Origin of the sequence: Parafrankia soli, assembly GCF_001854695.1 — a bacterium.
Taxonomy (GTDB): Bacteria; Actinomycetota; Actinomycetes; order Frankiales; family Frankiaceae; genus Parafrankia; species Parafrankia soli.
In genome coordinates this window covers 83,052-105,193 of record NZ_MAXA01000114.1, presented here as the reverse complement: position 1 = coordinate 105,193, position 22,142 = coordinate 83,052, and the positions used below count along the sequence as shown (strand labels likewise).

The 22,142-nt window shown below is 72.7% G+C and carries 21 protein-coding genes; 17 read left to right on the top strand and 4 right to left on the bottom strand.

The window, feature by feature from the left end:
• Positions 1-347 precede the first annotated feature (347 nt).
• The 8 genes from BBK14_RS11940 to qcrB all read left to right on the top strand — a co-directional run bounded on the left by BBK14_RS11940 (position 348) and on the right by qcrB (position 7,288).
• On the top strand, positions 348-773 hold the full coding sequence (locus tag BBK14_RS11940) for a Fur family transcriptional regulator (RefSeq protein WP_071061938.1): 426 nt from the start codon (positions 348-350) through the stop codon (positions 771-773).
• A 33-nt stretch (positions 774-806) separates the two neighbouring features.
• Positions 807-1,247 carry a rubrerythrin family protein gene (locus tag BBK14_RS11935; RefSeq protein WP_020459414.1) on the top strand — a complete coding sequence of 147 codons (441 nt, stop codon included), beginning with the start codon at positions 807-809 and terminating at the stop codon, positions 1,245-1,247.
• 208 nt (positions 1,248-1,455) lie between these two features.
• Positions 1,456-2,052, top strand: coding sequence for a DUF3501 family protein (locus tag BBK14_RS11930; protein WP_041255682.1), 597 nt, complete (start codon positions 1,456-1,458; stop codon positions 2,050-2,052).
• Positions 2,053-2,154: 102 nt separating this feature from the next.
• Complete coding sequence (locus BBK14_RS11925; RefSeq protein ID WP_041253891.1) at positions 2,155-2,553, top strand: SseB family protein; 399 nt, start codon at positions 2,155-2,157, stop codon at positions 2,551-2,553.
• Between the two features lie 247 nt (positions 2,554-2,800).
• Entirely contained in the window at positions 2,801-3,439 is a 639-nt protein-coding gene (ctaE, locus tag BBK14_RS11920) for an aa3-type cytochrome oxidase subunit III (RefSeq protein ID WP_020459416.1), read from the top strand.
• Between the two features lie 5 nt (positions 3,440-3,444).
• Positions 3,445-4,329 carry a cytochrome bc1 complex diheme cytochrome c subunit gene (qcrC, locus tag BBK14_RS11915; RefSeq protein ID WP_071061991.1) on the top strand — a complete coding sequence of 295 codons (885 nt, stop codon included), beginning with the start codon at positions 3,445-3,447 and terminating at the stop codon, positions 4,327-4,329.
• The gene (gene qcrA, locus BBK14_RS11910; protein ID WP_071061935.1) at positions 4,326-5,651 is read left to right on the top strand and encodes a cytochrome bc1 complex Rieske iron-sulfur subunit; all 1,326 of its coding nucleotides are present in this window, start codon (positions 4,326-4,328) and stop codon (positions 5,649-5,651) included. Before qcrC ends, qcrA begins: the two co-directional genes overlap by 4 nt.
• Positions 5,648-7,288: a cytochrome bc1 complex cytochrome b subunit gene (qcrB, locus tag BBK14_RS11905; RefSeq protein WP_071061932.1), complete on the top strand. Its 1,641-nt coding sequence runs from the start codon at positions 5,648-5,650 to the stop codon at positions 7,286-7,288. The genes qcrA and qcrB overlap by 4 nt, the downstream gene beginning before the upstream one ends.
• A gap of 105 nt (positions 7,289-7,393) precedes the next feature.
• Here qcrB and BBK14_RS11900 read toward each other — a convergent pair whose 3' ends face one another.
• Together BBK14_RS11900 and BBK14_RS11895 are read right to left on the bottom strand one after the other, a co-directional pair.
• A complete protein-coding gene (locus BBK14_RS11900) occupies positions 7,394-9,232 on the bottom strand; it encodes a DEDD exonuclease domain-containing protein (RefSeq protein ID WP_071061930.1) in 1,839 nt (612 codons plus the stop codon).
• 57 nt (positions 9,233-9,289) lie between these two features.
• Complete coding sequence (locus BBK14_RS11895) at positions 9,290-9,781, bottom strand: VOC family protein (protein ID WP_041253893.1); 492 nt, start codon at positions 9,779-9,781, stop codon at positions 9,290-9,292.
• Between the two features lie 233 nt (positions 9,782-10,014).
• On the opposite strand from BBK14_RS11895, the gene BBK14_RS11890 reads away from it, so the two are divergent.
• On the top strand, positions 10,015-10,425 hold the full coding sequence (locus BBK14_RS11890) for an HIT family protein (protein WP_071061928.1): 411 nt from the start codon (positions 10,015-10,017) through the stop codon (positions 10,423-10,425).
• Positions 10,426-10,580: 155 nt separating this feature from the next.
• On the opposite strand, the gene BBK14_RS11885 is transcribed toward BBK14_RS11890, so the two are convergent.
• Positions 10,581-11,951 (bottom strand): DUF4352 domain-containing protein, encoded by a 1,371-nt coding sequence (locus tag BBK14_RS11885; RefSeq protein WP_071061926.1) that lies wholly within the window; start codon positions 11,949-11,951, stop codon positions 10,581-10,583.
• A gap of 461 nt (positions 11,952-12,412) precedes the next feature.
• On the opposite strand from BBK14_RS11885, the gene BBK14_RS11880 reads away from it, so the two are divergent.
• From BBK14_RS11880 to BBK14_RS11870, 3 genes are all read left to right on the top strand, one after another.
• The gene (locus tag BBK14_RS11880) at positions 12,413-13,726 is read left to right on the top strand and encodes an NYN domain-containing protein (RefSeq protein WP_071061924.1); all 1,314 of its coding nucleotides are present in this window, start codon (positions 12,413-12,415) and stop codon (positions 13,724-13,726) included.
• Positions 13,727-13,949: 223 nt separating this feature from the next.
• On the top strand, positions 13,950-14,180 hold the full coding sequence (locus tag BBK14_RS11875) for a hypothetical protein (RefSeq protein WP_071061988.1): 231 nt from the start codon (positions 13,950-13,952) through the stop codon (positions 14,178-14,180).
• A gap of 165 nt (positions 14,181-14,345) precedes the next feature.
• Entirely contained in the window at positions 14,346-15,467 is a 1,122-nt protein-coding gene (locus BBK14_RS11870) for a glycosyltransferase family 4 protein (RefSeq protein WP_071061985.1), read from the top strand.
• Positions 15,468-15,529: 62 nt separating this feature from the next.
• On the opposite strand, the gene BBK14_RS11865 is transcribed toward BBK14_RS11870, so the two are convergent.
• A complete protein-coding gene (locus BBK14_RS11865) occupies positions 15,530-17,344 on the bottom strand; it encodes an AMP-dependent synthetase/ligase (RefSeq protein WP_071061922.1) in 1,815 nt (604 codons plus the stop codon).
• A 277-nt stretch (positions 17,345-17,621) separates the two neighbouring features.
• Between BBK14_RS11865 and BBK14_RS11860 the strand changes: the two genes are divergently transcribed.
• The 5 genes from BBK14_RS11860 to BBK14_RS11840 all read left to right on the top strand — a co-directional run bounded on the left by BBK14_RS11860 (position 17,622) and on the right by BBK14_RS11840 (position 21,950).
• Positions 17,622-18,389 carry a metallophosphoesterase family protein gene (locus tag BBK14_RS11860; RefSeq protein WP_071061920.1) on the top strand — a complete coding sequence of 256 codons (768 nt, stop codon included), beginning with the start codon at positions 17,622-17,624 and terminating at the stop codon, positions 18,387-18,389.
• 191 nt (positions 18,390-18,580) lie between these two features.
• Complete coding sequence (locus BBK14_RS11855) at positions 18,581-19,027, top strand: SRPBCC family protein (protein ID WP_020459429.1); 447 nt, start codon at positions 18,581-18,583, stop codon at positions 19,025-19,027.
• Between the two features lie 7 nt (positions 19,028-19,034).
• The gene (locus BBK14_RS11850; RefSeq protein ID WP_275078474.1) at positions 19,035-20,249 is read left to right on the top strand and encodes an ArsA family ATPase; all 1,215 of its coding nucleotides are present in this window, start codon (positions 19,035-19,037) and stop codon (positions 20,247-20,249) included.
• Positions 20,246-20,971, top strand: coding sequence for a hypothetical protein (locus BBK14_RS11845; RefSeq protein WP_071061982.1), 726 nt, complete (start codon positions 20,246-20,248; stop codon positions 20,969-20,971). Before BBK14_RS11850 ends, BBK14_RS11845 begins: the two co-directional genes overlap by 4 nt.
• A gap of 7 nt (positions 20,972-20,978) precedes the next feature.
• On the top strand, positions 20,979-21,950 hold the full coding sequence (locus BBK14_RS11840) for an ROK family glucokinase (protein WP_071061917.1): 972 nt from the start codon (positions 20,979-20,981) through the stop codon (positions 21,948-21,950).
• Positions 21,951-22,142: the final 192 nt, after the last annotated feature.

Sequence of the window (22,142 nt, the reverse complement as noted above, 5' to 3'; positions counted from 1 at the left end):
GTCCCCGCCGGGCGGCCCCGGGCGTCGCCACGGAGGCCCGGCGCGTGGCGGCGGGTGTCGCACCGTCCCGGTATCCGTCCCGAAGGCTATCTGCTCGCCGCCCGCCAGGCGCGACGCCATCCGGCTTCACGGGACGCGACGGGCGGTGGGTACGGTCATGCCGTTCGGGGGCGGACGCCCGTGGGGTTTGCCATCGGGTGGTGATGCACGCGATACTGAGACTCGTTCTCAATGTTTGTCCGAGCGCCAGTCCCGACGTTCGCCCGTTGCCGCGGACACACCGACACACGGCACCGGGACGCGGGACGAACGCCCCGGGCGGCGCCGACCGATGACGGACGTGATCGATGCCGGAGCGGACCGAACTACGTCTCACCCCCCAGCGCACCCGTGTGCTGGAGGTGCTGAAGGCCGCCGAGGACCATCCGACGGCGGCCGAGGTCTACGAGCGTGTGCGACTCGCGGCCCCCGGGATCGGCAGCGCGACCGTCTACCGCGCCCTCGCGTTGCTCGTCGAGACCGGGCACGCCCTCGAGCTCAACCTCGGGGACGGCGCGGCCGCCAGGTACGACGCCAACACCAGCCGGCACGACCACGCCGTGTGCGAGCGGTGCGGCCGGGCCGCGGACATCGACCACCCCGTCCCGGACGGCATGGTGGCCGAGATCGCGCGCCGGTCCGGTTTCACGATCACCGGGTACGACCTGCAGTTCAGGGGCCTGTGCCCGGAGTGTCAGACCGCCGGCGAGGGCAATCTCCCGGGCCGACGGTAGGACCCGACACCCATCACGTAGGAGGAGTACCGCATGCCGAAGCTTGACGGCACCAAGACCCACGAGAACCTCAAGGAGGCGTTCGCCGGCGAGAGCCAGGCCAACCGTCGTTACCTGTACTTCGCCCGCCGTGCGGACATCGAGGGCCTGACCGACGCGGCCTCCCTGTTCCGTGACACCGCCGAGGGCGAGACCGGCCACGCGTTCGGGCACATGGACTTCCTCGCCGAGGTCGGCGACCCGGCGACGGGCGAGCCGGTCGGCAACACGTCGAAGAACCTCGCCAGCGCCGTGGCCGGCGAGACCTACGAGTTCACCGCGATGTACCCGGGCTTCGCGAAGACCGCCCGCGAGGAGGGCTTCGAGGAGATCGCCGACTGGTTCTCGACGCTGGCCCGCGCCGAGAAGACCCACGCCGGTCGCTTCAAGAAGGCCCTCGACGCGGTGGTCGCCGAGGAGACCGCTGACGCCTGAGCGGCGCGCGGAGCGGGCCCGGGGTCACCCCGGGCCCGCCACCCGGCCCTCTCGGGGCCCCGGGCATCCGGCACCTCGGCAACACCCGAAAGACCGTTACACCCGGTACATCCGGTACTCCGGGGATACCCCCAGTACGGCCGGACGGCCGTCGAGGTCGATGCGTCCTCGCGACGGGGAGGGAGCCAGCACGATGACGCTGCGCACGATGGCGTTCACCGCCGCCGACATCACCACCGACCACACGGCCTACTCCGCCCAGCGGGTCCAGGCCCGCTCGAGGATGCTCCCGATCCGCGCCGAGCGGCGCGTCCGGGTCGGCGACATCCTGCTCTTCGAGTTCGAGAACGCCGAGACGCTGCGCTACCAGGTGCAGGAGATGGTCTACACCGAGCGGCTCACCGCCCCCGGGGAGGTCGCCCACGAGGTCGAGGCCTACTCGCGGCTGCTGCCGTCCAGCCACGCCCTGACCGCCACGATGTTCATCGAGCTCAACCAGGTCGAGGCCGTGCGCGACGAGCTGGCCCGTCTCTCCGGCGTCCAGCGCCGGGTGGCGCTGGAGATCGGCGGGGTCACCGTGCCCGCCGTCGAGATCCCGGGCGTGGACGAGGACCCCGATCAGCCCAGCGAGACGGTGTCGGTCCACATGCTCCGGTTCCCGCTCACCGACGGCACCAGGGACGCGTTCCGCGACCCGGAGGTCACCGCGGAGCTGGTGGTCGATCATCCCGCCTACAGTGACGCGACCCCCATCGTCGGCGCCGTCCGCCGGAGCCTGATCGCGGATCTCGCGCTGCCGAGCTGACGGCCGCGGCCGCCCATCTCGGGCCGGAGCCGGGTACACGCGGGCGGAGCCGGGTATGCGAGGCCACAGAAGGCACGACTCCCGGATCGACAGGAGCCCGCTGTGACCGACGACGCCAACGACGGGACGACCCGGGCGGGCAATGCCCTGCACCGGCTCGCGCTTGACCACGACGACTCGGCCGCCCTGGGTGCCCTGGCCACCTCCGACGTCCTCGTTCCGGACGTCAGCGACCCGGCCAGGGACAACGGCGATGCCCGCGTGGTGCGGCTGCCCGTCGCCGAGCAGCCCGACGGTCAGCAGTTCGTCCCCACCTTCACCTCGGAGCGGCGCCTCGTCGACGCGCTGCCGAGCGTCGGGCGCTACCGCCGGGTGCCACTGGCCGCGCTGCTGCGGACGTGGCCCGCCGGTGATCTCATGCTTGCCGTCGACCCCGGAACGGAGGAGGGGATCACCCTCCCCGCGGAGGGTGTCCGGGCGCTCGCCGCCCTCGCGGACTGAGCCGTCCGGGCCACCCTCGGCGCGCCGCCCCGCCCTGGGTGAGGGACACAACAACGGGCGGGTTCCCGGGTTACCACCGGACGTGGCCGGCGTCTCGTCAGGTACCAGAACCTGCGTATTAGCAGGAGCTTCGACGCTGAGGAGCAAAATTTCCGGCCGCGCCGGGCCGCGATCCGGGCGTCGTCGACGCCGTGTAGTCCTACCGATTGTCGAACCTACGGTGGCGCGTGTGGCGTCACATGCCAGAATGACCGTCGTGGCCTCAGCCCCTGTCCTCGAGAAGGCTCCTCCAGCGCACCCGGCGGCCAACCGTCCCTCGATGGTCTCGGTCGGCACAGTGGTGTGGCTGTCGTCGGAGCTGATGTTCTTCGCGGCCCTGTTCGCGATGTACTACACGATCCGCTCGGTCAACAGCGGCAACTGGCCGCCGGTCACCGGCGACCCGGCCGGGTCCGAGATCGGGCCCGTGCACCTGCACGTCGCCTATGCGCTGTTCTTCACGGTGATCCTGGTCCTATCCAGTGTGACCTGCCAGCTCGGGGTCTTCGCCGCCGAGCGCGGCGACGTCATCGGCCTGCGCCGCTGGTACCTGATCTCGCTGCTGATGGGGATCGTCTTCGTCGGCGGCCAGGCCTGGGAGTACTTCAAGGAGAACGAGTTCACCCTGGCGTCGCACGGCTACGGGTCGGTGTACTACCTGACCACCGGCTTCCACGGGTTGCATGTGATCGGTGGGCTGGTCGCCTTCGTTCTGGTGCTGGCCAGGTCGACCTACGGGCGGTTCACGCCTGAGAAGGCGACGTCAGCGATCGTCGTGTCGTACTACTGGCACTTCGTCGACGTCGTCTGGATCGCCCTGTTCGCCACCATCTACCTCCTCCAGTGAGCGACATGACCACATCCAAGGCATCCGGAGCCGCGGCGTCCCCGACCTCGTCCGCGGGCGAGGCCGGCAGACCCCGGCTCATCTCGGTGAGGAACGCCGGGCGATCCCGGTCGACCTCCGCGCGCCGCCGACGGCGGTCGTCGTCCATCGTTCTTCTCCTCGGCCTGCTGGCGACGGGGGTGATGTGGACGGTGCTCGCTCCAGGCGGCAACGCGACGGAGACGCCGGACGCCAACGAGGCCGTGCGCCAGGGCCGCGCCCTGTTCCTGCAGGGTTGCGCCACCTGCCACGGGCTGAACGCCCAGGGCTCGACCGAGGGCCCGAGCCTGATCGGCGTCGGCGCGGCCGCGGTGGACTTCCAGATGTCCACCGGCCGCATGCCGCTCGCCGCGCCGGCGGCCCAGGCCGACCGCAAGCCCCCGTCGTACTCGGAGACCCAGATCGACCAGATCGCGGCCTACGTCCAGACCCTGGGCGGCGGTACGCAGGTGCCCGAGCTGACGGAGGCGGATCTCAACGACGCCGACCTCGCCGAGGGCGGTGAGCTCTTCCTCGCGAACTGCGCCCAGTGCCACCAGGCCGCCGGCGCCGGCGCCCCGCTCACCTACGGCAAGTTCGCGCCGTCGCTGAGCCAGGCCACGCCCGAACAGGTCGTCGAGGCGATGCGGACCGGCCCGGAGTCGATGCCGGTGTTCGGTCCCGGTCAGATCAACGATGACGAGGCCGTCGCGGTCGCCGCGTACGTCCGTCACCTCCAGGACACCCCGTCACCCGGTGGTTCCTCGATCGGTAAGTACGGGCCGGTCCCGGAGGGCCTGGTCGCGTGGGTGATAGGCATCGGCGCGCTGCTCGGCGTCTGCCTCTGGATCGGAGCGAGGCAGAAGCTGTGAGCGCCAACCAGGGCCCGACCGGGCCGGAGTCCGCGGACGGCGGCGAGCTGCCGCCGGACTCGCCGGAGCGGCGCATGCACTACGCCGGCTATCAGGGAGAGCCGGCCGACAAATCAGACCAGGACTCGATGAGCAGCATTTTCAAGAGGACCAAGCACCCGGTCGACACGTCCGGGCGCCCCAAGGACGCCACCGACCCCCGGGCCGGCGGCCCCGACGTCCCCGACGCGGGGCACGACGGGCCTGAGGTGCTCGGCACCCCCCCGCACCAGACCGACTCCTCCCGTATCCCGGAGACGACGGTCATGCGCTCGGGCGGGACGTCGACCCTGACCGCACAGGGCGCGGGCGGCGGCGCCGGTGGGGGAGTCACCCCCCGGGCCCCGCACTCCGCGGAGTACGACCGGCGGGCCTCCCGGCGCGCCGAGCGGCTCATCGCCTTCTGGTTCACCATCTCGGTCGTCGGCACGGTGGGCTTCATCGTCACCAACTTCGTCGGCGACAAGCACAAGCAGTACTACACCCCGGCGATGGGCAGCGCCCTCGGCCTGGCCGTCGGCGGCCTCGGCATCGGCATGATCCTCTGGGCCAAGCGCCTGATGCCGCACGAGCAGGCGGTGCAGGAGCGCCACGAGTTCACCTCCTCGCAGGAGGAGATCGCCGTCACCGAGGAGGAGGTCGCCCTCGGCTTCGCCGACACCGGCCTCGCCAAGTACCCGCTGCTGCGGCGCAGCCTCCTCGGCGCCGGAACGGTCCTCGGTGGCCTGCTCGTGGTCCCGCTGCTCAACCTGACCAACAGCAAGCCCGGCAAGAAGCTCGACCACACCCACTGGGTCAAGGGCGCTCGGCTGGTCAACCTGCAGGGCCGGTACGTCAAGCTCGGCGACGTCGCGATCGGCGGCATCGAGACGGTGCTGCCGGCGGTGCCGGTCAAGGAGTCCGACGGCAGCATCTCCTACGAGCCCAAGCTGGACATCCACAGCAAGGCCGACAGCACCACGATCCTCATCCGTCTCGAGCCCGGCCTGAACAAGCCGCGCGAGGGCCGTGAGAACTGGGCTGTGGACGGCCACGTCGCCTACTCGAAGATCTGCACGCACGCCGGCTGCCCGGTCAGCCTGTACGAGCAGCAGACGCACCACCTGCTCTGCCCCTGCCACCAGTCGGTGTTCGACGTTCCCGACGGGTGCCGGGCGATCTTCGGGCCGGCCAGCCGCTCGCTGCCGCAGCTCGCCATCGCGGTGGATGACGAGGGCTACTTCATCGCCCGTGACGGGGACTACACCGAGCCCGTCGGCGCCGCGTTCTGGGAGCGCTCATGACCGCCGAACCCGCCTCCGTGACCACTCCGAAGTTCCAGAAGCGGCCGACGCCGGCGCGCAAGGCCAACCGGGCCATCGACGAACGGTTCGGGACGCAGGCGGCCATCCGCCGCAACCTGAACAAGGTCTTCCCGGACCACTGGTCGTTCATGATCGGTGAGATCGCGCTCTACAGCTTCGTCATCCTGCTGCTGACCGGGATCTACCTGACCCTGTTCTTCGACCCGTCGAACGTCGAGGTCATCTACAACGGCTCGTACGTGCCGCTCAAGGGCGTCGAGATGAGCCGGGCCTACGCGTCGACGCTGGACATCAGCTTCGACACGCGGGCCGGCCTGGTGTTCCGCCAGATCCACCACTGGGCGGCGCTGATCTTCGTCGCGTCGATCGTGGTGCACCTGCTGCGGGTGTTCTTCACCGGTGCCTACCGCAAGCCCCGCGAGGTCAACTGGCTGATCGGTGTCGGCCTGCTGACCCTGGGCCTGCTCGAGGGCTTCGYCGGCTACTCGCTGCCGGACGACCTGCTCTCCGGCACCGGTCTGCGGATCGCGGCCTCGATCGCCCAGTCGATCCCGATCATCGGCACGTGGACGTCGTTCCTGGTGTTCAACGGCGAGTTCCCGGGTGAGAACTTCATCCCGCGGCTCTACGTGGTGCACATCCTGCTGGTGCCCGGAGTGCTGCTCGCCCTCATCGGAGCGCACCTGGGCATCCTGTGGCACCAGAAGCACACCGACTTCCCCGGCCCGGGCAAGACCGAGCACAACGTGGTCGGCCACCGGGTGTTCCCCGTGTTCGCGGTGAAGTCCGGCGGCTTCTTCATGCTGACCTTCGCGGTGCTCGCGCTGCTCGGCGGCCTCGCCCAGATCAACCCGATCTGGACGTTCGGCCCCTACGACCCGGCCAAGGTCAGCGCGGCGTCCCAGCCCGACTGGTACATCGGCTTCCTGGACGGGTCCACCCGGCTCATGCCGCCGTGGGAGTTCCGCGGCTGGGGCCACACCATCCCGGCGGTGCTGTGGCCGACGGCGGTGCTGCCCGGCATCCTGTTCACGCTGCTGGCGGTCTACCCGTTCCTGGAGGCGAAGTTCACCGGGGACAAGGCGTCGCACAACCTGCTGCAGCGCCCGCGGGAGGCACCGACCCGCACGGCGCTCGGCGCGATGAGCATCAGCTTCTACCTGGTGCTGTGGATCTCCGGTGGCAACGACATCATCGCCCACACCTTCAGCATCTCGCTGAACGCGATGACCTGGGCGGGCCGGATCGGGCTGATCGTCGTGCCGCCGATCGCCTACGTGGTCACCAAGAAGCTCTGCATCCACCTCAACGAGCGGGACGCGGAGATCGCCGCGCACGGCATCGAGACGGGCATCATCCGCCAGTTGCCCAACGGCGAGTTCGTCGAGGACCACCGGCCCAAGCCGCCGGCGGTGCCCGACTACCCGGTCGTGCCGAACGACCGGTTCGCGCTCACGGCCGGTGACGGCCACGGCAACGGGACCGGCCAGCACGGCACGGGCCTGGCGCGCCGGGCCGGCAAGGCCGTCGGCGGGTTCTTCACCGAGGAGTCGGAGAAGCCGGCGGACGGCGAGGGCGCAGACTCGGCGGTGGGCGGCGGTCAGACCAAGCACTGAGGTAAGCCACCAGGCTCGACCCGGAGGCACACTCGAGAACAGGCACGCTGAAGCACCGAGGGGCCGTTCCCGTCATCGACGGGGGCGGCCCCTAGCGCTGCGCCCCTAGCGTTTCCGCGGCTCGCGGCCGCTCCGGCCGCTCCGGCCGCTCCGGCCGCTCCGGGGGCTGCTGGGCGCGCGCCCGCGTCGGGTGTCGGTGGGGGAGTCGAACCCGCGGTCGAACCCGCTGTCCAAACCGCCGTCGAAGCGGACGTCGAACCGCCGCGCCGCGCGGATCGCGCCGTGCGCCGGCCAGCTCCACTCGCCGTCCAGCCGGACCAGGCGCACGCCGGCCCCGGCCAGCCACCGCCCGATCCGCTCCGTCTCCTCGACCGAGGCGCACGGGGTGGGGCCGGGCAGTGGTCGGACGGTCTCCGCGCTGGCGACCACGGCGTCGACCCAGGGCCTCGGGTCGGTGCCGCGCGGCACCGACGCCGCGGACACCAGCCGGCCACGGCGGACGACGGCGAGATCCCACCCGGCGTCGGCGGTCGGCGCGGCGGCGACCAACTCGTCGATGCAGGTCAGCGCCGTCAGCCGCTGCATGCGCGCGACGGCCCGCACGTAGGCCGCGAGCCGGTCGCGGACCCCGGCGGCCTCCTCGTAGCGCTGGTCGGCGGACAGTCGCGCGATGCGCCGCTCCAGCACGTCCACGACGGGCCGCGGATCGGCGGTCATCGCGCCGCGCGCCGCGGCGACGTGTTGGCCGTACTCGGCGACCCCCTCCCGGCCGTCGCACGGCGCGCCGCAGCGCCCCAGCTCGGCCAGCGCGCACGCGGCCGTCGGACGGCGCGGCGAGAGCCGGGTCGAGCACTGGCGCAGCGGGATCGCCTCCAGCAGCGCCGTGGCCGCCGACTCGGCCGCCGCCGCGCTGCCGAACGGCCCCAGCGACGTCACACCGTCGCCGACGGAGCGGACCCGGGAGAGCCGGGGGAACGGCTCGTCGGTGAGCCGCAGGTAGACGGCCCGCTCGGGGAACCGGGAGCGGCGGTTGTACGGCGGTTTGTACTCGGCGATCAGCCGCAGCTCGCGCACCTCCGCCTCGAGCGCGTGCGCGCACTCGATCGCGTCGACCCGCTCGGCGATCGCGACCATTTCCGCCATCCGGGTGCGGGGCTCGCTGGCCGTGAAGTAGGTACGCACCCGGGAGCGGACCGACCGGGACGTGCCGACGTACAGCGGGCGCCCCGTGCCGTCGCGGAACACGTAGACCCCCGGGCCGGTGGGCAGGTCGTCGGCGAGGTGCCGCTTGCGCCGCTGGGCGGGGGAGACCCGCGCGCTGTACTCGTGCAGATCCTCGATCGTGGTGACACCCAGGTTGCCCAGCCGCTCGAACAGCCCGTGCAGGACGTCGACCGTCGCGCGGGCGTCGGCCAGCGCCCGGTGGTTCGGCTGGGTCGCGCTACCGAAGAGGGCCGCCAGGGAGGACAGGCGGCAGTCGCGGGTCTCGTCGCGGCTGATGACGCGGCGCGCGATCCGCACCGTGTCGAGATGCTCCCAGGCCGGGGCCGGGTAGCCGCACGCCGTGGCGGCGGCGCGCAGGAAGCCGAGGTCGAACGGGGCGTTGTGAGCCACGAGCACCGCGCCCCGGGCGAACTCCAGGAACGTCGGCACGACCTCGCCGATGCCCGGGGCGGTGGCGACCATGGCGTCGGTGATGCCGGTGAGCACGGAGATGAAGGCCGGGATGGGGGCCGACGGCCGGACCAGGCTCGACATCTCACCGAGGATCTGGCCGCCCCGAACCCGCACGGCGCCGATCTCGGTGATCTCGCTCGTCGCCGGCGAGCCGCCGGTGGTCTCCAGGTCGACGACGACGAACGTCAGGTCCGACAGCGGCCGGCCGAGCTCTGCCAGGCTGGCCTGGCGCGGCACGCCGCCGGTCGGCGCAGGGACTGGGCACACGGCGACACCCTAGGCCGCGGGTACGACAGGACTCGTCCCCGGTCGGCCCGGCGCGGCTCAGGAGAACGGCCGGGCGAAGGCGGTCGGCCCGGCGTTCATCACGCGGAACTCGTTGCCCTCGGGGTCGCGCAGCACGAAACCGGTCTCCCCGTCGGCCTCGTACCGGGCGAGCTGGCGCGCGCCCAGCGACGACAGCCAGCCGATCACCCGCTCCGCGTCGACGGCGTACAGCTCCAGGTGCAGGCGGTTGCCGGCCTTGTCCGCGGTGTCCTGCTCCGGTTCCGGGCGGCGGCCGGCCCGGCGCGCCGCCCATCGTGGTGGTCGTTGCTCGCCTCGGGCGGCCCGCGGCTCGGGCCGCCGCCGGAGCAGGAGCTTGGGCCCGGCACCGGCGGGATGACGCAGGACGGCCGAGTCGCCGCCCTGCTCGGAGACCTCGTAACCGAGGGCGTTGGACCAGAAGCGGACCATCGTGTCCACATCGGTGCAGTCGACGCTGATACGGGCGACCCTGATGCCGTTCGTCTCAAACCACGCCACCCGGAGCATCATTCCGTATGGCCGGGTTTGTTGGCGCACCAGAGTGCTTCCGGCGTGTCCTCCTGGACCTCTTTGCGGGCTACGTTTCCTGTTAGTCGCTATTGCCCGCTATCATATGGTTTCAAGTGTGATAGTGGATGGTGTGGTCCGCCTGCCGGCCGCGCTCACCAGAGGCTCCCCGGACCGACCGCGACCCCGGCGTCCGTGGTCGGGTGCCGCGCGGTCGATCTCGGTAGGGTCCGGCCATGGCCAGTGTCTTCACCCGGATCATCAACGGCGGGCTCCCGGGCCGCATCGTCTACTCGGACGAGTCGGCGGTCGCGTTCCTCTCCATCGCGCCCGTCCGCCCCGGGCACACGCTCATCGTGCCCCGCCTGGAGATCGATCACTGGATCGATCTGCCGGACGAGACGGTGCGCGCGGTGTGGAGTGCCGCGGCTGTCGTCGGGYGGGCCATCGACACGGTGTTCAAGCCACGGCGGGTCGCGGCGATGCTCGCCGGGATGGAGGTGCCGCACGCCCACATCCACCTGTTCCCGATCGACGCGGAGTCGCAGATGAGCTTCGCGCTCGCCGACCACAACCCCGATCCGGCGATGATGGACGACGTCGCCGAGCGCCTGCGGGCGGCCCTGGCGGAGCCGCGCCGGGTCTAGATCCGGCCACGCCGGGTCCGGAGCGAGCCGTGCCGGTTGTGGCGGAGCCGTGCCGGTTGTGGCGGAGCCGAGTCGAGCTCTGCCACGGGTGCCCCGCCGAGGCCCCGTCCGTGCCCGTTCACCGGTGGAACGGGCACGGACGGGGCCCCCTGTCGTCAGAACTGGAACTTCGCCGGCTGCGTCGCGAACAGCGGCTCCCAGGACAGGATGTGGTGACCCGCCGGGGCGTCGATGACCACGTTGCCGCGCACCTTCTGACCGGCCTTCAGGTCGAGGGTGAACAGCTTCGGCTCGACCGTGGTGAAGGAGCCGTCGTAGCGGCTGCCGTCCGAGGTCTGGATGTAGAAGTCGTCCGGTGACGCGGTCGTCTCGCCGCGGATGGTCTCGACGGTCACGTTCAGGATGTAGTTGGCGCCCTGCACCGGCGGATCGGAGTAGTCGGCGGCCGGGCCGGTGGTGCTGCAGATGCTGTTCAGCGTCACCTTGGCCTCGAAGTCGCTGACCGACGAGCTCGCGGTGCCGACCACCGTGCCCGTCCCGCCCAGGGTCAGGGTGCCCGCGGGCGGCGCGCCCTGCGGCACGACCGGCGTGCATCCGGCGGGGCCGGCAGGCTGCTGCGGGGCCGTCGTCGTACCCGGGACGGCGGGTGCCGTCAGGGTGGGCACGGTGCCCGGGTCCAGGTTCGTGACCGCCGGCGGCGTGGCCGTCGGCTTCGAGTCGTCGCCGCCGGCCGCGAGGGCGATCACCACCCCGAGGACGATGACCGCGACGACGGCCACCGGAATGATGATCATTGCCGGGTTCCGGCGGGGCCGGGCCGGTGGCGGGCCGCCGGGCTGCTGCCAGTTGCCCTGCTGCTGGGGGAAGCCCTGCTGGTAGCCAGGCTGCTGGTACCCCTGCTGCTGGTAGTCGGCGGGCTGCTGATAGCCGGGCTGCTGGTACCCCTGCTGCTGGTAGTCGGCGGGCTGCTGATAGCCGGGCTGCTGGTACCCCTGCTGCTGGTAGTCGGCGGGCTGCTGATACCCGGGCTGCTGGTACCCCTGCTGCTGGTAGTCAGCCGGCTGCTGGTAGCCCTGCTGGTACTGGCCCTGGGTGCCACCCTGCTGGTAGCCGGCGGGCTGCTGCCATCCGGTGCCGGGCTGGCCCGGCTGCCCCCAGGGCGTATCGGTGCCCTGCTGGGGCCACTGCTGCTGTCCCGCCCCGGGCCACGAACCGTCCGGGTTGGGCCCGCCGGCCGGTGGCGTGCCCCATCCGCCGCCCGCCCCGCCGCCCACGGGCGTGGTGGACGGCCATCCGCCGCCTTCCTGGCCCGGCGCGCCGGTGCCCCACTGCGGCACGGGCGCCGGCGGCGGGGTGGTGGACGGCAGGCCGCCCTGGCCCGCGCCGGGAGCACCGGCCGCTGCGGGCGCTCCGCCCGCCTGGCCGCCGGCATCCGGTGGCTGTTGCCACGAGTTGTTGGGGGCCCTCCAGGTCTCCTGGTTCTCCGGACCGGGGGAGGGCTGGCCAGGAGGGGTCTGGTCGGTCAACGGGTGTCCTCTCGACGGCCATTGCCGTGTTTCTCTCGAAGCGGGGTATGTGCGGACGGACAGGGCGAGGCTACATAAGCCGGATATCACATGAGACAATGGCCGGCTGGCTCGCGAAATGCGGTAGGTGCGGCGGTGCCGTGATGCCCCGGGCCCGCGCCGCCGTGTCCTGTGGCCTGCGGCAGCCCCTCGACCCCGGCCCACCGGGGGCGAAACACCGCTTCCCGTTGGGATTCGCGGCCGCCGACGCGGACCCCGCGGCGGTGCGTGCCCGTTCGCGGTGGGCTGGGCACGGATTCACCGATGGTGTCCGAAGAGGTCGTGCTGGCCGACCGATACCCTGGACCGTCGCTGTCGTCGTTCGCTCCGGAGTCCCCCGTGCCAGTGGTAATGCCCCGACCACTCGGCCGGCCACGGGGAGTCAGCGTCCGCACCCCCGCCGGCCAGGCCGGGCCCGTCGCATGAACGAGACGCTGCCCGTGGACGTGCGGGCCCAGGTCGTGGCCTACGCCGCCGAGACCCTGGCCGACATCGCCGAAGCGGTCGTCCCCCCGAGCCTGGTCGCCGTGCGCCGGTTCAAGCCGTCGCGCCGGGCCCGGCTGGGCGCCGTCCCGCTGGCGGCCGCGATCGAGCACGACGCGCAGTTCCGTGGCCGGGTGGCCGAATGGGTGCGCCGCACCCACCCCGATCTGGTCGCCGCGATCACCGGGGAGGGCGGCCCGCCACCCGCCGCCCCACCCGCCCAGGTCGCGGCGGTCGCCTACATCCTCCGGCTCCCCGACTGGGAGCAGTTCGTCGAGGAGGCGGCCCGCTCGTCCGAGCAGGCGGTCTCCACCGCGCGGCTCGTCGACGCCGAGCGCGAGATCGACCGCCTGCACCAGCAGATCGAAGCCGTCCGCCGGCTCGCCCGCACCGAGCAGGACCAGCTACGCGGCCAGCTCGACCAGGCACGGGCCGAGGCGGAGGAGGCCCGCCGCCGGCTACGGTCCTCCGCGGACCGCGTCCGCCGCGCCGAGCTCGCCGCCCGGGAGGTGAGTCTCGCCGCCGAGGCCGCCCGGGACGCCGCGCTGGCCTCGGCCCGGGAGAGCGAGGCCGAGGTACGGCGGCTGCGCGCGCGGGTCGGCGACCTCGAAGCCGCCGCCTCGCTGACCCGCCGCGACACCCGCGAGTCCCGCGGCCTGGACGAGGCGCGGCTTCGGGTGCTGCTCGACACGCTGATGGCTGCGGCGAACGGGGTCCGGCGGGAGCTGGCGCTGCCGACCACCGTCGCGCGGCCCGCCGACCTGGTCGGCCGCTCCGACAACGGAGCTGCCTTCGACCCGTTCTCCGCGGTCGGTGGCCGCGGGCGCTCCGCCGATGACCCGGCCATCATCGACGACGTCCTCGCCATCCCCGGCCTGCATCTGATCATCGACGGTTACAACGTCACCAAACGCGGCTACGGCACCCTGACCCTCCAGGCCCAGCGGGCACGCCTGCTGGCCGGCCTGGGAGCCCTGGCCGGCCGCTCCCTCGACACCGAGGTCACCGTCGTCTTCGACGCGACGGCGGTGGTGGCCCGGCCGGTCGGGGTCGCGATGCCCCGCGGCGTGCGGGTCGTCTTCAGCCAGCCCGGCGAGCTGGCCGACGACGAGATTGGACATCTCGTGCGTGCGGAACCCGTCGGCCGACCGGTGGCCGTCGTGACCTCCGACCGCGAGGTGGCGGAGAACTGCGCCTCGCAGGGCGCCCGCACCGTCCCCTCGGACGCCCTCCTGGCCCGCCTCGACCGCTAGCTCTCCGCCGGCCCCGACTTACTCAGCCGCCACGGTTCGTTGACGCTTGGGTGGCGCCGGGTATGGGGGACGGGGTTCGGGCGTCCGGAACTGTCGGACCCCTCACCTAGCGTGGTTCGCGTCGAACTGGTGTCCGGTTCCGCGGTGGTCGACAGGGCTCGGTGATCTACCGGGTGCGGGGAAGACCAGGCGGATCCGGGCGGCGAACCGAGAGGTGAGCACGATGCTGATCGACTGTGATGTGTGCGCCGTGCGAGACGTCGCGTGCGCGGACTGCGTGGTGACCGTCCTGCTGGCCCCGCCGTCCACCGGCATGGAGTGGGACGAGGACGAGCGCCGCGCCCTCGCCGTGCTCGCCGATGCCGGGCTCATCCCGAGGTTGCGGCTTGCCCCCGGCGGGTCGCCGACCGGCCCGGAAACGCCCCGGCCCCTGCCACGCCGCCGCGCCGGTTGACGCCTGGCTGATGCGCTGCCCGGGGCGTGCCCGGGGAGCGGGCGGTGCGGCCGCGTCCGGGAGAGGGAGAGCGCTCTGTGTGCGGGCGGGGCGCTGCGGTGGTGTCCGCGTGGTTGGAGGCGTCCCACCTGCGTCTTGATGGAGGCGATGCGGGAACATGGCGGCGTGCGGGTGCTCGCTGTGACCAATGACTTCCCTCCGCGGCCCGGTGGCATCCAGGCGTATGTGCACAATTTCGCCTCGCGGTTGCCCGACGACGAGATCGTGGTGTATGCCCCTGCCTGGCGGGGGGCCGCCGAGTTCGACGCGGCGCAGCGGTTCCCGGTGGTGCGGCACCCGACGTCGCTGATGCTGCCCACGCCGGATGTCTTCCGTCGCGCGCGGGAGATCGCGCGGTCGGAGAAGTGCGACACGCTGTGGTTCGGCGCGGCGGCGCCGCTGGGCCTGCTCGGGGCGCGGCTGCGCCGGGATCTCGACGCCCGCCGGGTGCTGGCCAGCACGCACGGGCACGAGGTGGGCTGGGCCGCGTTGCCCGGCGCGCGGCAACTGCTGCGGCGCATCGGGGCGACCACCGACGTGATCACCTACCTCACGGACTACACCAGGGGTCGCCTCGGTCCGGCCTTCGGTCCGCATCCGGACCTGGCCCGGCTGCCCAGCGGTGTCGACCCGTCCCTGTTCCGGCCGGGGGAGGGGCGGGACGAGACCCGTCGTCGCTACGGGCTGGGTAGCCGTCCGGTGGTCGTCTGTGTGAGCCGTCTGGTTCCGCGTAAGGGGCAGGACATGCTGATCCGGGCGCTGCCGGCGTTGCGCCGGCGGATCCCGGGCACCGCGCTGCTGCTCGTCGGCGGCGGGCCGTACCGGCAGGAGCTCACCCGGCTGGCCAGGGAGAACGACGTCGCCGAGCACGTGGTGTTCACCGGGTCGGTGCCGTGGGCGGAACTGCCGGCCCACTACGCGGCGGGGGACGTCTTCGCCATGCCGTGCCGCAACCGGCGCGCGGGGCTCGAGGTCGAGGGCCTGGGCATCGTCTTCCTCGAGGCCTCGGCGACCGGGCTGCCGGTGGTCGCCGGCCGCAGCGGGGGAGCCCCCGACGCGGTCCTCGACCAGCGGACGGGGGTGGTCGTGGACGGCCGCGATCCGCGCGCGCTGATCCGGGCCGTCGGCGACCTGCTGGCCGATCCGAACCGCGCCCGCTCGATGGGGACCGCCGGGCGGGCGTGGGTCGAGCTCCGCTGGCGCTGGGACGTCCTGGCCTCGGACCTGCGCGACCTGCTGCTCGCCTGAGCCGCCCGCGGCCGCCCGGCCTGCGCCTGGCCCGGCCATGCTCGGCTGGGGCGTGCGGGGGATCAGGAGGCGGTCCGGGCCCCCGCGTAGATGGACTCCACGGCTGCCGCGTGGCGTTCCATGATGAGGTTGCGCTTCACCTTGAGACTCGGGGTGAGCTCGCCGCCGGCGACGGTGAAGTCGTTCGGCAGGATCACGAACTTCTTGATCGACTCGGCGTGGGAGACGGTGGCGTTCGCCGCGTCCACGGCCTTCTGGACCTCGGCCAGCAGTTCCGGGTTGGTGGCGAGGTCGGCGGGGGTCACCGTCGACGGGTGGCCGTGGGCGTCGCGCCAGGAGGCGAAGGCGTCCGGGTCGAGGGTGATCAGGGCGGCGATGAACGGCCGCTGGTCGCCGATCAGCATCGCCTGGCTGATCAGCGGGTTCTCCTGGATGCGGTGCTCGAGGGGCGCCGGGGCGATGTTCTTGCCGCCCGCGGTGACGAGCAGCTCCTTCTTCCGCCCGGTGATGCGCAGATGTCCGGTCTCGTCGAGGGAGCCCAGGTCGCCGGACCGCAGGAAGCCGTCGGCGTCGAGCGCCTCCTTGGCCGCCGTCTCGTCGTTGCGGTAGCCGCTCAGGACCAGGTCGCCGCGGATGAGGATCTCCCCGTCGTCGGCGATGCGGATCGTCACGCCGGGCAGCGGCAGGCCGACGGTGCCGATCTTCAGTGAATCGGGCCGGTTCACGGTCGCGGCCGCGGTGGACTCGGTGAGCCCGTACCCCTCGAAGATCGGAACCCCGATGCCCCGGTAGAAGTGGCAGAGGCGTGGGCCCAGCGGCGCGCCGCCGCTGATGGCGTGGTCGATCCGGCCGCCCATCGCGGCCCGCAGCTTGCTGTAGACGAGGCGGTCGAACAACGCGTGCCGGGCGCGCAGCAGGAAGCCGGGCCCGCCGTGGTCGAGGGCCTCGCTGTAGGCGATCGCGGTGGCCTCGGCGGCGTCGAAGATCCGGCCTTTCCCGTCGGCGTGGGCCTTGGCACGGGCGCCGGCGTGCACCTTCTCGTAGACCCTCGGCACCGCGAGCAGAAAGCTCGGGCGGACCTGGGCCAGGTCGGCCAGCAGCGTGGACGTGTCCGGCGCGTAGGCGATGCACCGCGCGCTGTTGATGATGGTGCACTGCATCGTCCGCGCCAGCACATGGGCCAGCGGCAGGATCATCAGCGTGGACGCGTCCTCGGTGAACAGGTCCGGCATGGTCGCCGCGGAGCTCATCGCGTTGAACAGCAGCGAGCGGTGGGCGAGCTCGCAGCCCTTCGGTCTGCCGGTGGTGCCGGAGGTGTAGATGATCGTGGCGATGCTGGCCGCGGTCACCCCGGCCCGCGCGGCGGCGAGCTCCTCCTCGCCGGTCCCCGCGGCGGCCCCGGTCTCGGCCAGGGCGTCGAGCGCGCCGCCGTCCAGGACGAGCACCTCGCGCAGGGTGGGAACCTGGTCGCGCACCGTGGCGACGAGTGCGGCGTTGGTCTCGGTCTCGACGACGGTGAGAACGGCCTCCGAGTCCGACAGGATCCACTCGATCTGGCTGGCACTGGACGTCTCGTAGACCGGCACGGTGACCGCGCCGGCGACCCAGACCGCGTAGTCGACGACCGTCCACTCGTACCGGGTGCGGCTCATGATCGCGACGCGGTCGCCGGGGCGCACCCCGCGGGCGGCGAGGCCGGCGGCCGTGCGGACCACCAGATCGCGGAACTCCCGCGCGGTCACGTCGGCGAACTGGCCGCCCGACTTGTGGCGGACGATGACCTTCTCGGGTGTCCGTGACGCGTTGGCGAACACGGCATCGCTGAGAGTCATGTCATCCGCCACGGTGACTCGGGCGGGAGAGGTGTACTCGCGCACGGGAACTCCTTGGCTGGCGGCGGGCCGTTCGGGGTGACGTGCCGGTGCGGCGCTGATCCGCGGCGCTGCCTTCTGGTGCGGCGTGGCACTGAGGCGTGGCACTGATGGGAGGGCGGTCGGTGATCGGAGAGAAGTTGGTCAAGTGACGTTAGCCTGTGAGCGCGGCCACGGCGAGCCGTCCGCGCCCGCTTTTTTCGCCCCCGCCGCGCCGACCCGCCTGTGCGCTTTCGGGTACGGGTGCTGTGGAAGGCACGCGACTCGCCCTAAGCTCTCTCACGTGCGCGTGCATGTGGTGAGCGACGTTCACGGACGGTCGGACGCGCTCCCGGGCGCCGCCGCCGGTGCCGACGCCTTCGTCTGCCTCGGTGACCTGATTCTCTTCATCGACTACTTCGATCACGGCCGCGGGATCATGGGTGAGCTGTTCGGTGCCGAGGCGGTGGGCCGCATGATCGAACTGCGTACCGAGCAGCGGTTCGACGAGGCGCGGGAGTGGTCCAGGAAGCTCTGGGCGGGGGTCGACGGCGACCGGGCCGACGTCGTCGAGGCGGCCATCCGGCGGCAGTACGCGGCCATGTTCTCCGCGTTCCCGACGCCGACCTACCTCACCTACGGCAACGTGGACCTCCCACATCTCTACCCCGACTTCCTGCGCGACGGGATCACCCTCCTCGACGGCCAGACCACCGAGATCGGCGGGCTGACGTTCGGGTTCGTCGGCGGTGGGCTGCGCACGCCGATGAACACCCCGTACGAGATCGACGACGAGACCTACGCGGCGAAGGTGGCCGCGGTCGGCGCGGTCGACGTCCTGTGCTGCCACATCCCGCCGCACGTCCCGGAGCTGGTCTACGACACGGAGGCCCGCCGGTTCGAGCGCGGCAGCGTCGCGGTGCTGGAGGCCATCCACGCGACACAGCCGCGGTACGCGCTGTTCGGCCATGTGCACCAGCCCCTGGTCGCCGAGCTCGAGATCGGCGCGACCCGATGTGTCAACGTCGGTCACTTCAACGCGCGGGGCGCGCCGTACGTCCTCGAGTGGTAGGACACCCGGCCCCGCGCCCGGGTTCCGGTAGCCTCAACGATCGATCGGGTAATCGTCCGGCGGCCCGTGACACGGGTCGCCGAACGGGTGCCGAACGGCCCGCGGAGACGGGCCGGCGGCACGGCCCGGACAGGGCCGGCGGGTTCGACCAGGCCCCGCCGGGGCGATGAGATGTGGAGGTGCTGGCGGCTATGGCGGACCACGCGCAGTCGTCGATCGTCATCGATGCCAGGCCGGCCGTCATCATGGGGGCCATCGCGGACATCGCCGCCTACCCGACCTGGGTCGGCCAGATCGAACAGGCCGAGATCCTCGAGGTCGGCCCGGACGGCCGCCCGCGGCAGGCCCGGTTCCGGATCAACGCCGTCGTCGTGAAGGACGAGTTCGTCAACGAGTACACCTGGAAGGGCGACGAGCACGTCAGCTGGAGCCTCGTCTCCGGCGAGGCGATGTCGACCCAGGACGGTTCGTACACGCTGCGTGATCTCGGCGACGGCAGCACCGAGGTGACCTACGACCTCACCGTCGAGCTCAAGATCAAGATCCCCGGCCTGCTCCGTCGGAAGGTGCAGGGCGGCATCGTCGACGCGGCGCTCAAGGACCTCAAGAAGCACGTCGAGAAGCTCACCGAGAGCTGACCATCCGGTGCGGTGTGTGCTCCTGACGGGCAAGGGTGGTGGTGGGACCACGACGGTGGCGGCGGCGACGGCCACGCTCGCGGCCCAGYGCGGCCACCGGACGCTCCTGGTCTGCGCCGACCCGGCCGCCGGCCTGGCCGGCATCCTCGACCATCCGCTCGGCCCCGGTGAGGTCGAGCTCGAACCCGGGCTGTTCGGCCTCCAACTGGACCTGCGCCACGCGTTCGCCGAGCGCTGGCCGCAACTACGCGCTCTGATCTCGGCCGTGGCCCCCGCCGCCGGTGTCGACCTCCTGGAGGTCGAGGAGCTCGCCGGCCTGCCCGGCGCCCTCGAGGCGCTCACCCTGCTGGAGCTGCGCGACCGGCTCGAGTCGGACCGCTACGACGTCGTGGTCGTCGACGCAGGGCCGGCCAGCGCCGCGCTGCGGCTGCTGGCGAGCCCGGAGACGCTCGCGTGGGGCTGCCGCCGGCTCGGCTCCCCGGACGGCGCGCTCGCCCGCTGGATGCGCCCGTCGCTGGCGCTGCCGGGCCGTCTCACCGGGCGGGTGGCCGCGATCGCCGGGCCCGCCTACGAGGCGGTGTCGTGGCTGGCACGCCTGGCGCGTGACATGCGCGCCCTGCTTGCCGATCCCGTCGTGACCAGCGTGCGCCTGGTGCTGACCCCGGAGACGGCCGCGCTCGCCCAGGCCCGGCGGACCCTGAGCGCCCTGGCGCTGCACGGCATCGGCGTGGACGCGGTGGTCGCGAACCGGGTGATCGCTTCGGCCGGGGGCGACGCCTGGCGGGCCGGCTGGGCGGCGGCGCACCGTCAGCTGCTCATCGAGATCGGCGCGTTCGTCGCGCCGCTGCCCGTCCTCACCGCCGCCTACCGGGCCGGTGAGCCGCTCGGGCTGGAGGAGCTCGCCGCCTTCGGTGCCGCGGCCTACGGAGACCTCGACCCGGCCGCGGTGCTCAGCGTTCACCGGTCCGGCGAGGGGGCGGGCCCGCGGGTCGAGCGCACCGAGGGCGGCTACGCCATGTCGTTCGGCCTGCCCTTCGTCGACCGGTCGGAGGTCGACCTCGCCCGGGTCGGTGACGACCTCATCGTCAGCGTCGGCCCGCACCGGCGGCTCGTCCCGCTGCCCGCCGCGCTGCGCCGGTGTGATGTGTCAGGCGCCCGGCTGGCCGAGGAGCGCCTCGTCGTGTCGTTCGTGCCGGACCCGGCCCAGTGGGTGCGCGCGTGAGCACGTCGGACGGGGTGCCCCGGGAGGTCGTCGGCTCGCTCGCCCAGGAGGCGGCGCTGCTGGCGGCGGCCGTCCGGGACTGGGCGGCGGCCAACGGCGGCCCGGACGCCGCGGGCGGTCATTTCGACACCGCTGACGGGCAACCCGCCGGCACGGCACCCACCGGCGCAGCCGCCAACGCCACAGCCCCCGGCGCCGCGGGATCGGACGCGCACGGCGGCCGGGACGGCTCCTGGCCATGCTGCGCCTGCCCGGTCTGCCGGGTTCTCGCCAGTGTCCGGGAGGAGCACGTGGAGGTCGCGGGCCACCTGGTCGACGCGGCAGTGTCACTGAGCGCGGCGGCACGTGCCGCCTGGACGGTCTGGGGCGCCAGCGGGCACCGCGGCCAGGCCGCGGGCGAACCTGCCGACCCGGCCGGACCGCGACATGGTGCAACCGGCCGGGAGCGTAGCGAAGCGGCCGCCGGGGATCGGGTTCGTCCGGCCGAGACGGGGCACGGTGGCGGCGCAGACCGTCTTCCCGGGCAGGCGGCGGCACCGCACGACAGCGGCGGCCCGGCCGCCCGGGAACGGGGAGCCGGGACCGACCGCGATCCCTTCCCCGCGCCGGGCTTTCCACCACCAGGCTTCCCACCACCAGGCCGGGGCCGTGAGACGGTCGCCGGCCTTACAACGTCCGCGGGGTCGCCCCGACCCCGCGTCCAGAAGATCGATGTGAGGTGAGCGCACAGTGACCACCGGGTCAGCGACCGCCCCCGAGGGGGACGGCGACCTGGCGATCGGAGTCGACGTCGGCGGGACGAAAGTCGCCGCCGGTGTCGTCGACGCCCAGGGCAGGATGCTGGCCTCCGCCCGACGGCCCACCCCGAGCCATGCCCCGGCCGAGGTCGCCGACGCCATCGCCGAGCTCGTCGCCGGGCTCCGCCAGGAGTACGACGTCCGCGCCGTGGGCATCGGCGCGGCGGGATGGATCGACCGCGACCGGTCGACCGTCCTCTTCGCCCCGAACCTGGCCTGGCGCGACGAGCCGCTGCGCGACGTCGTGGCGGAGCGGGTCGGCCTGCCCGTGGTCGTCGAGAACGACGCCAACGCGATGGCCTGGGCCGAGTACCGCTTCGGCGCCGGGCGCGGCCAGGCCGACCTCGTCTGCGTCACCGTCGGCACCGGTATCGGCGGCGGCATCGTCCTGGACGGTCGGCTGCACCGCGGCGCGTTCGGTATCGGCGCCGAGATGGGCCACATGCAGGTGGTCCCGGGCGGCCACCTGTGCGGCTGCGGGAACCGCGGCTGCTGGGAGCAGTACGCCAGCGGACGGGCCCTCGTCCGGGTCGCCCAGGAGATGGCCACCGCGTCCCCGGAGGCCGCCCGCACGATGCTGGCCGGTCGCTCCGTCGAGGAGCTGAGCGGGCCGGACGTCACCGCCGCCGCCCAGGACGGCGACCCGGCCGCGGTGAAGTGCTTCGAGGAGATCGGCCACTGGCTCGGCCAGGGCCTGGCGAGCCTGACGGCGATCCTCGACCCCGGCCGGTTCGTCATCGGTGGCGGAGTGTCGGACGCGGGGGACCTGCTGGTCGGGCCCGCCCGCGCCCAGTACCGGGCGGGGCTGTCGGGCCGCGGGCACCGGCCGGAAGCCGACGTGGTGGTGGCCACCCTCGGCTCCTCCGCCGGCATCGTCGGCGCCGCCGACCTCGCCCGCATGTAGCCGTCGGTCGGCTGAGCATTGCGTTATCGCGAAGAGAATGCCCAGGTCAGCGAGGTGTAATGGCCGTCGGATCCCAGTAGGCAAGCGGCCGGGTCGTACATCTGCCAGCACCGGTGCGATTCTGCGCGTACCGGTGCTGGCAGGACCTCTGGTAGTCGCTCGCGTCGGTCCGACACGTTCGTACTAACCTTT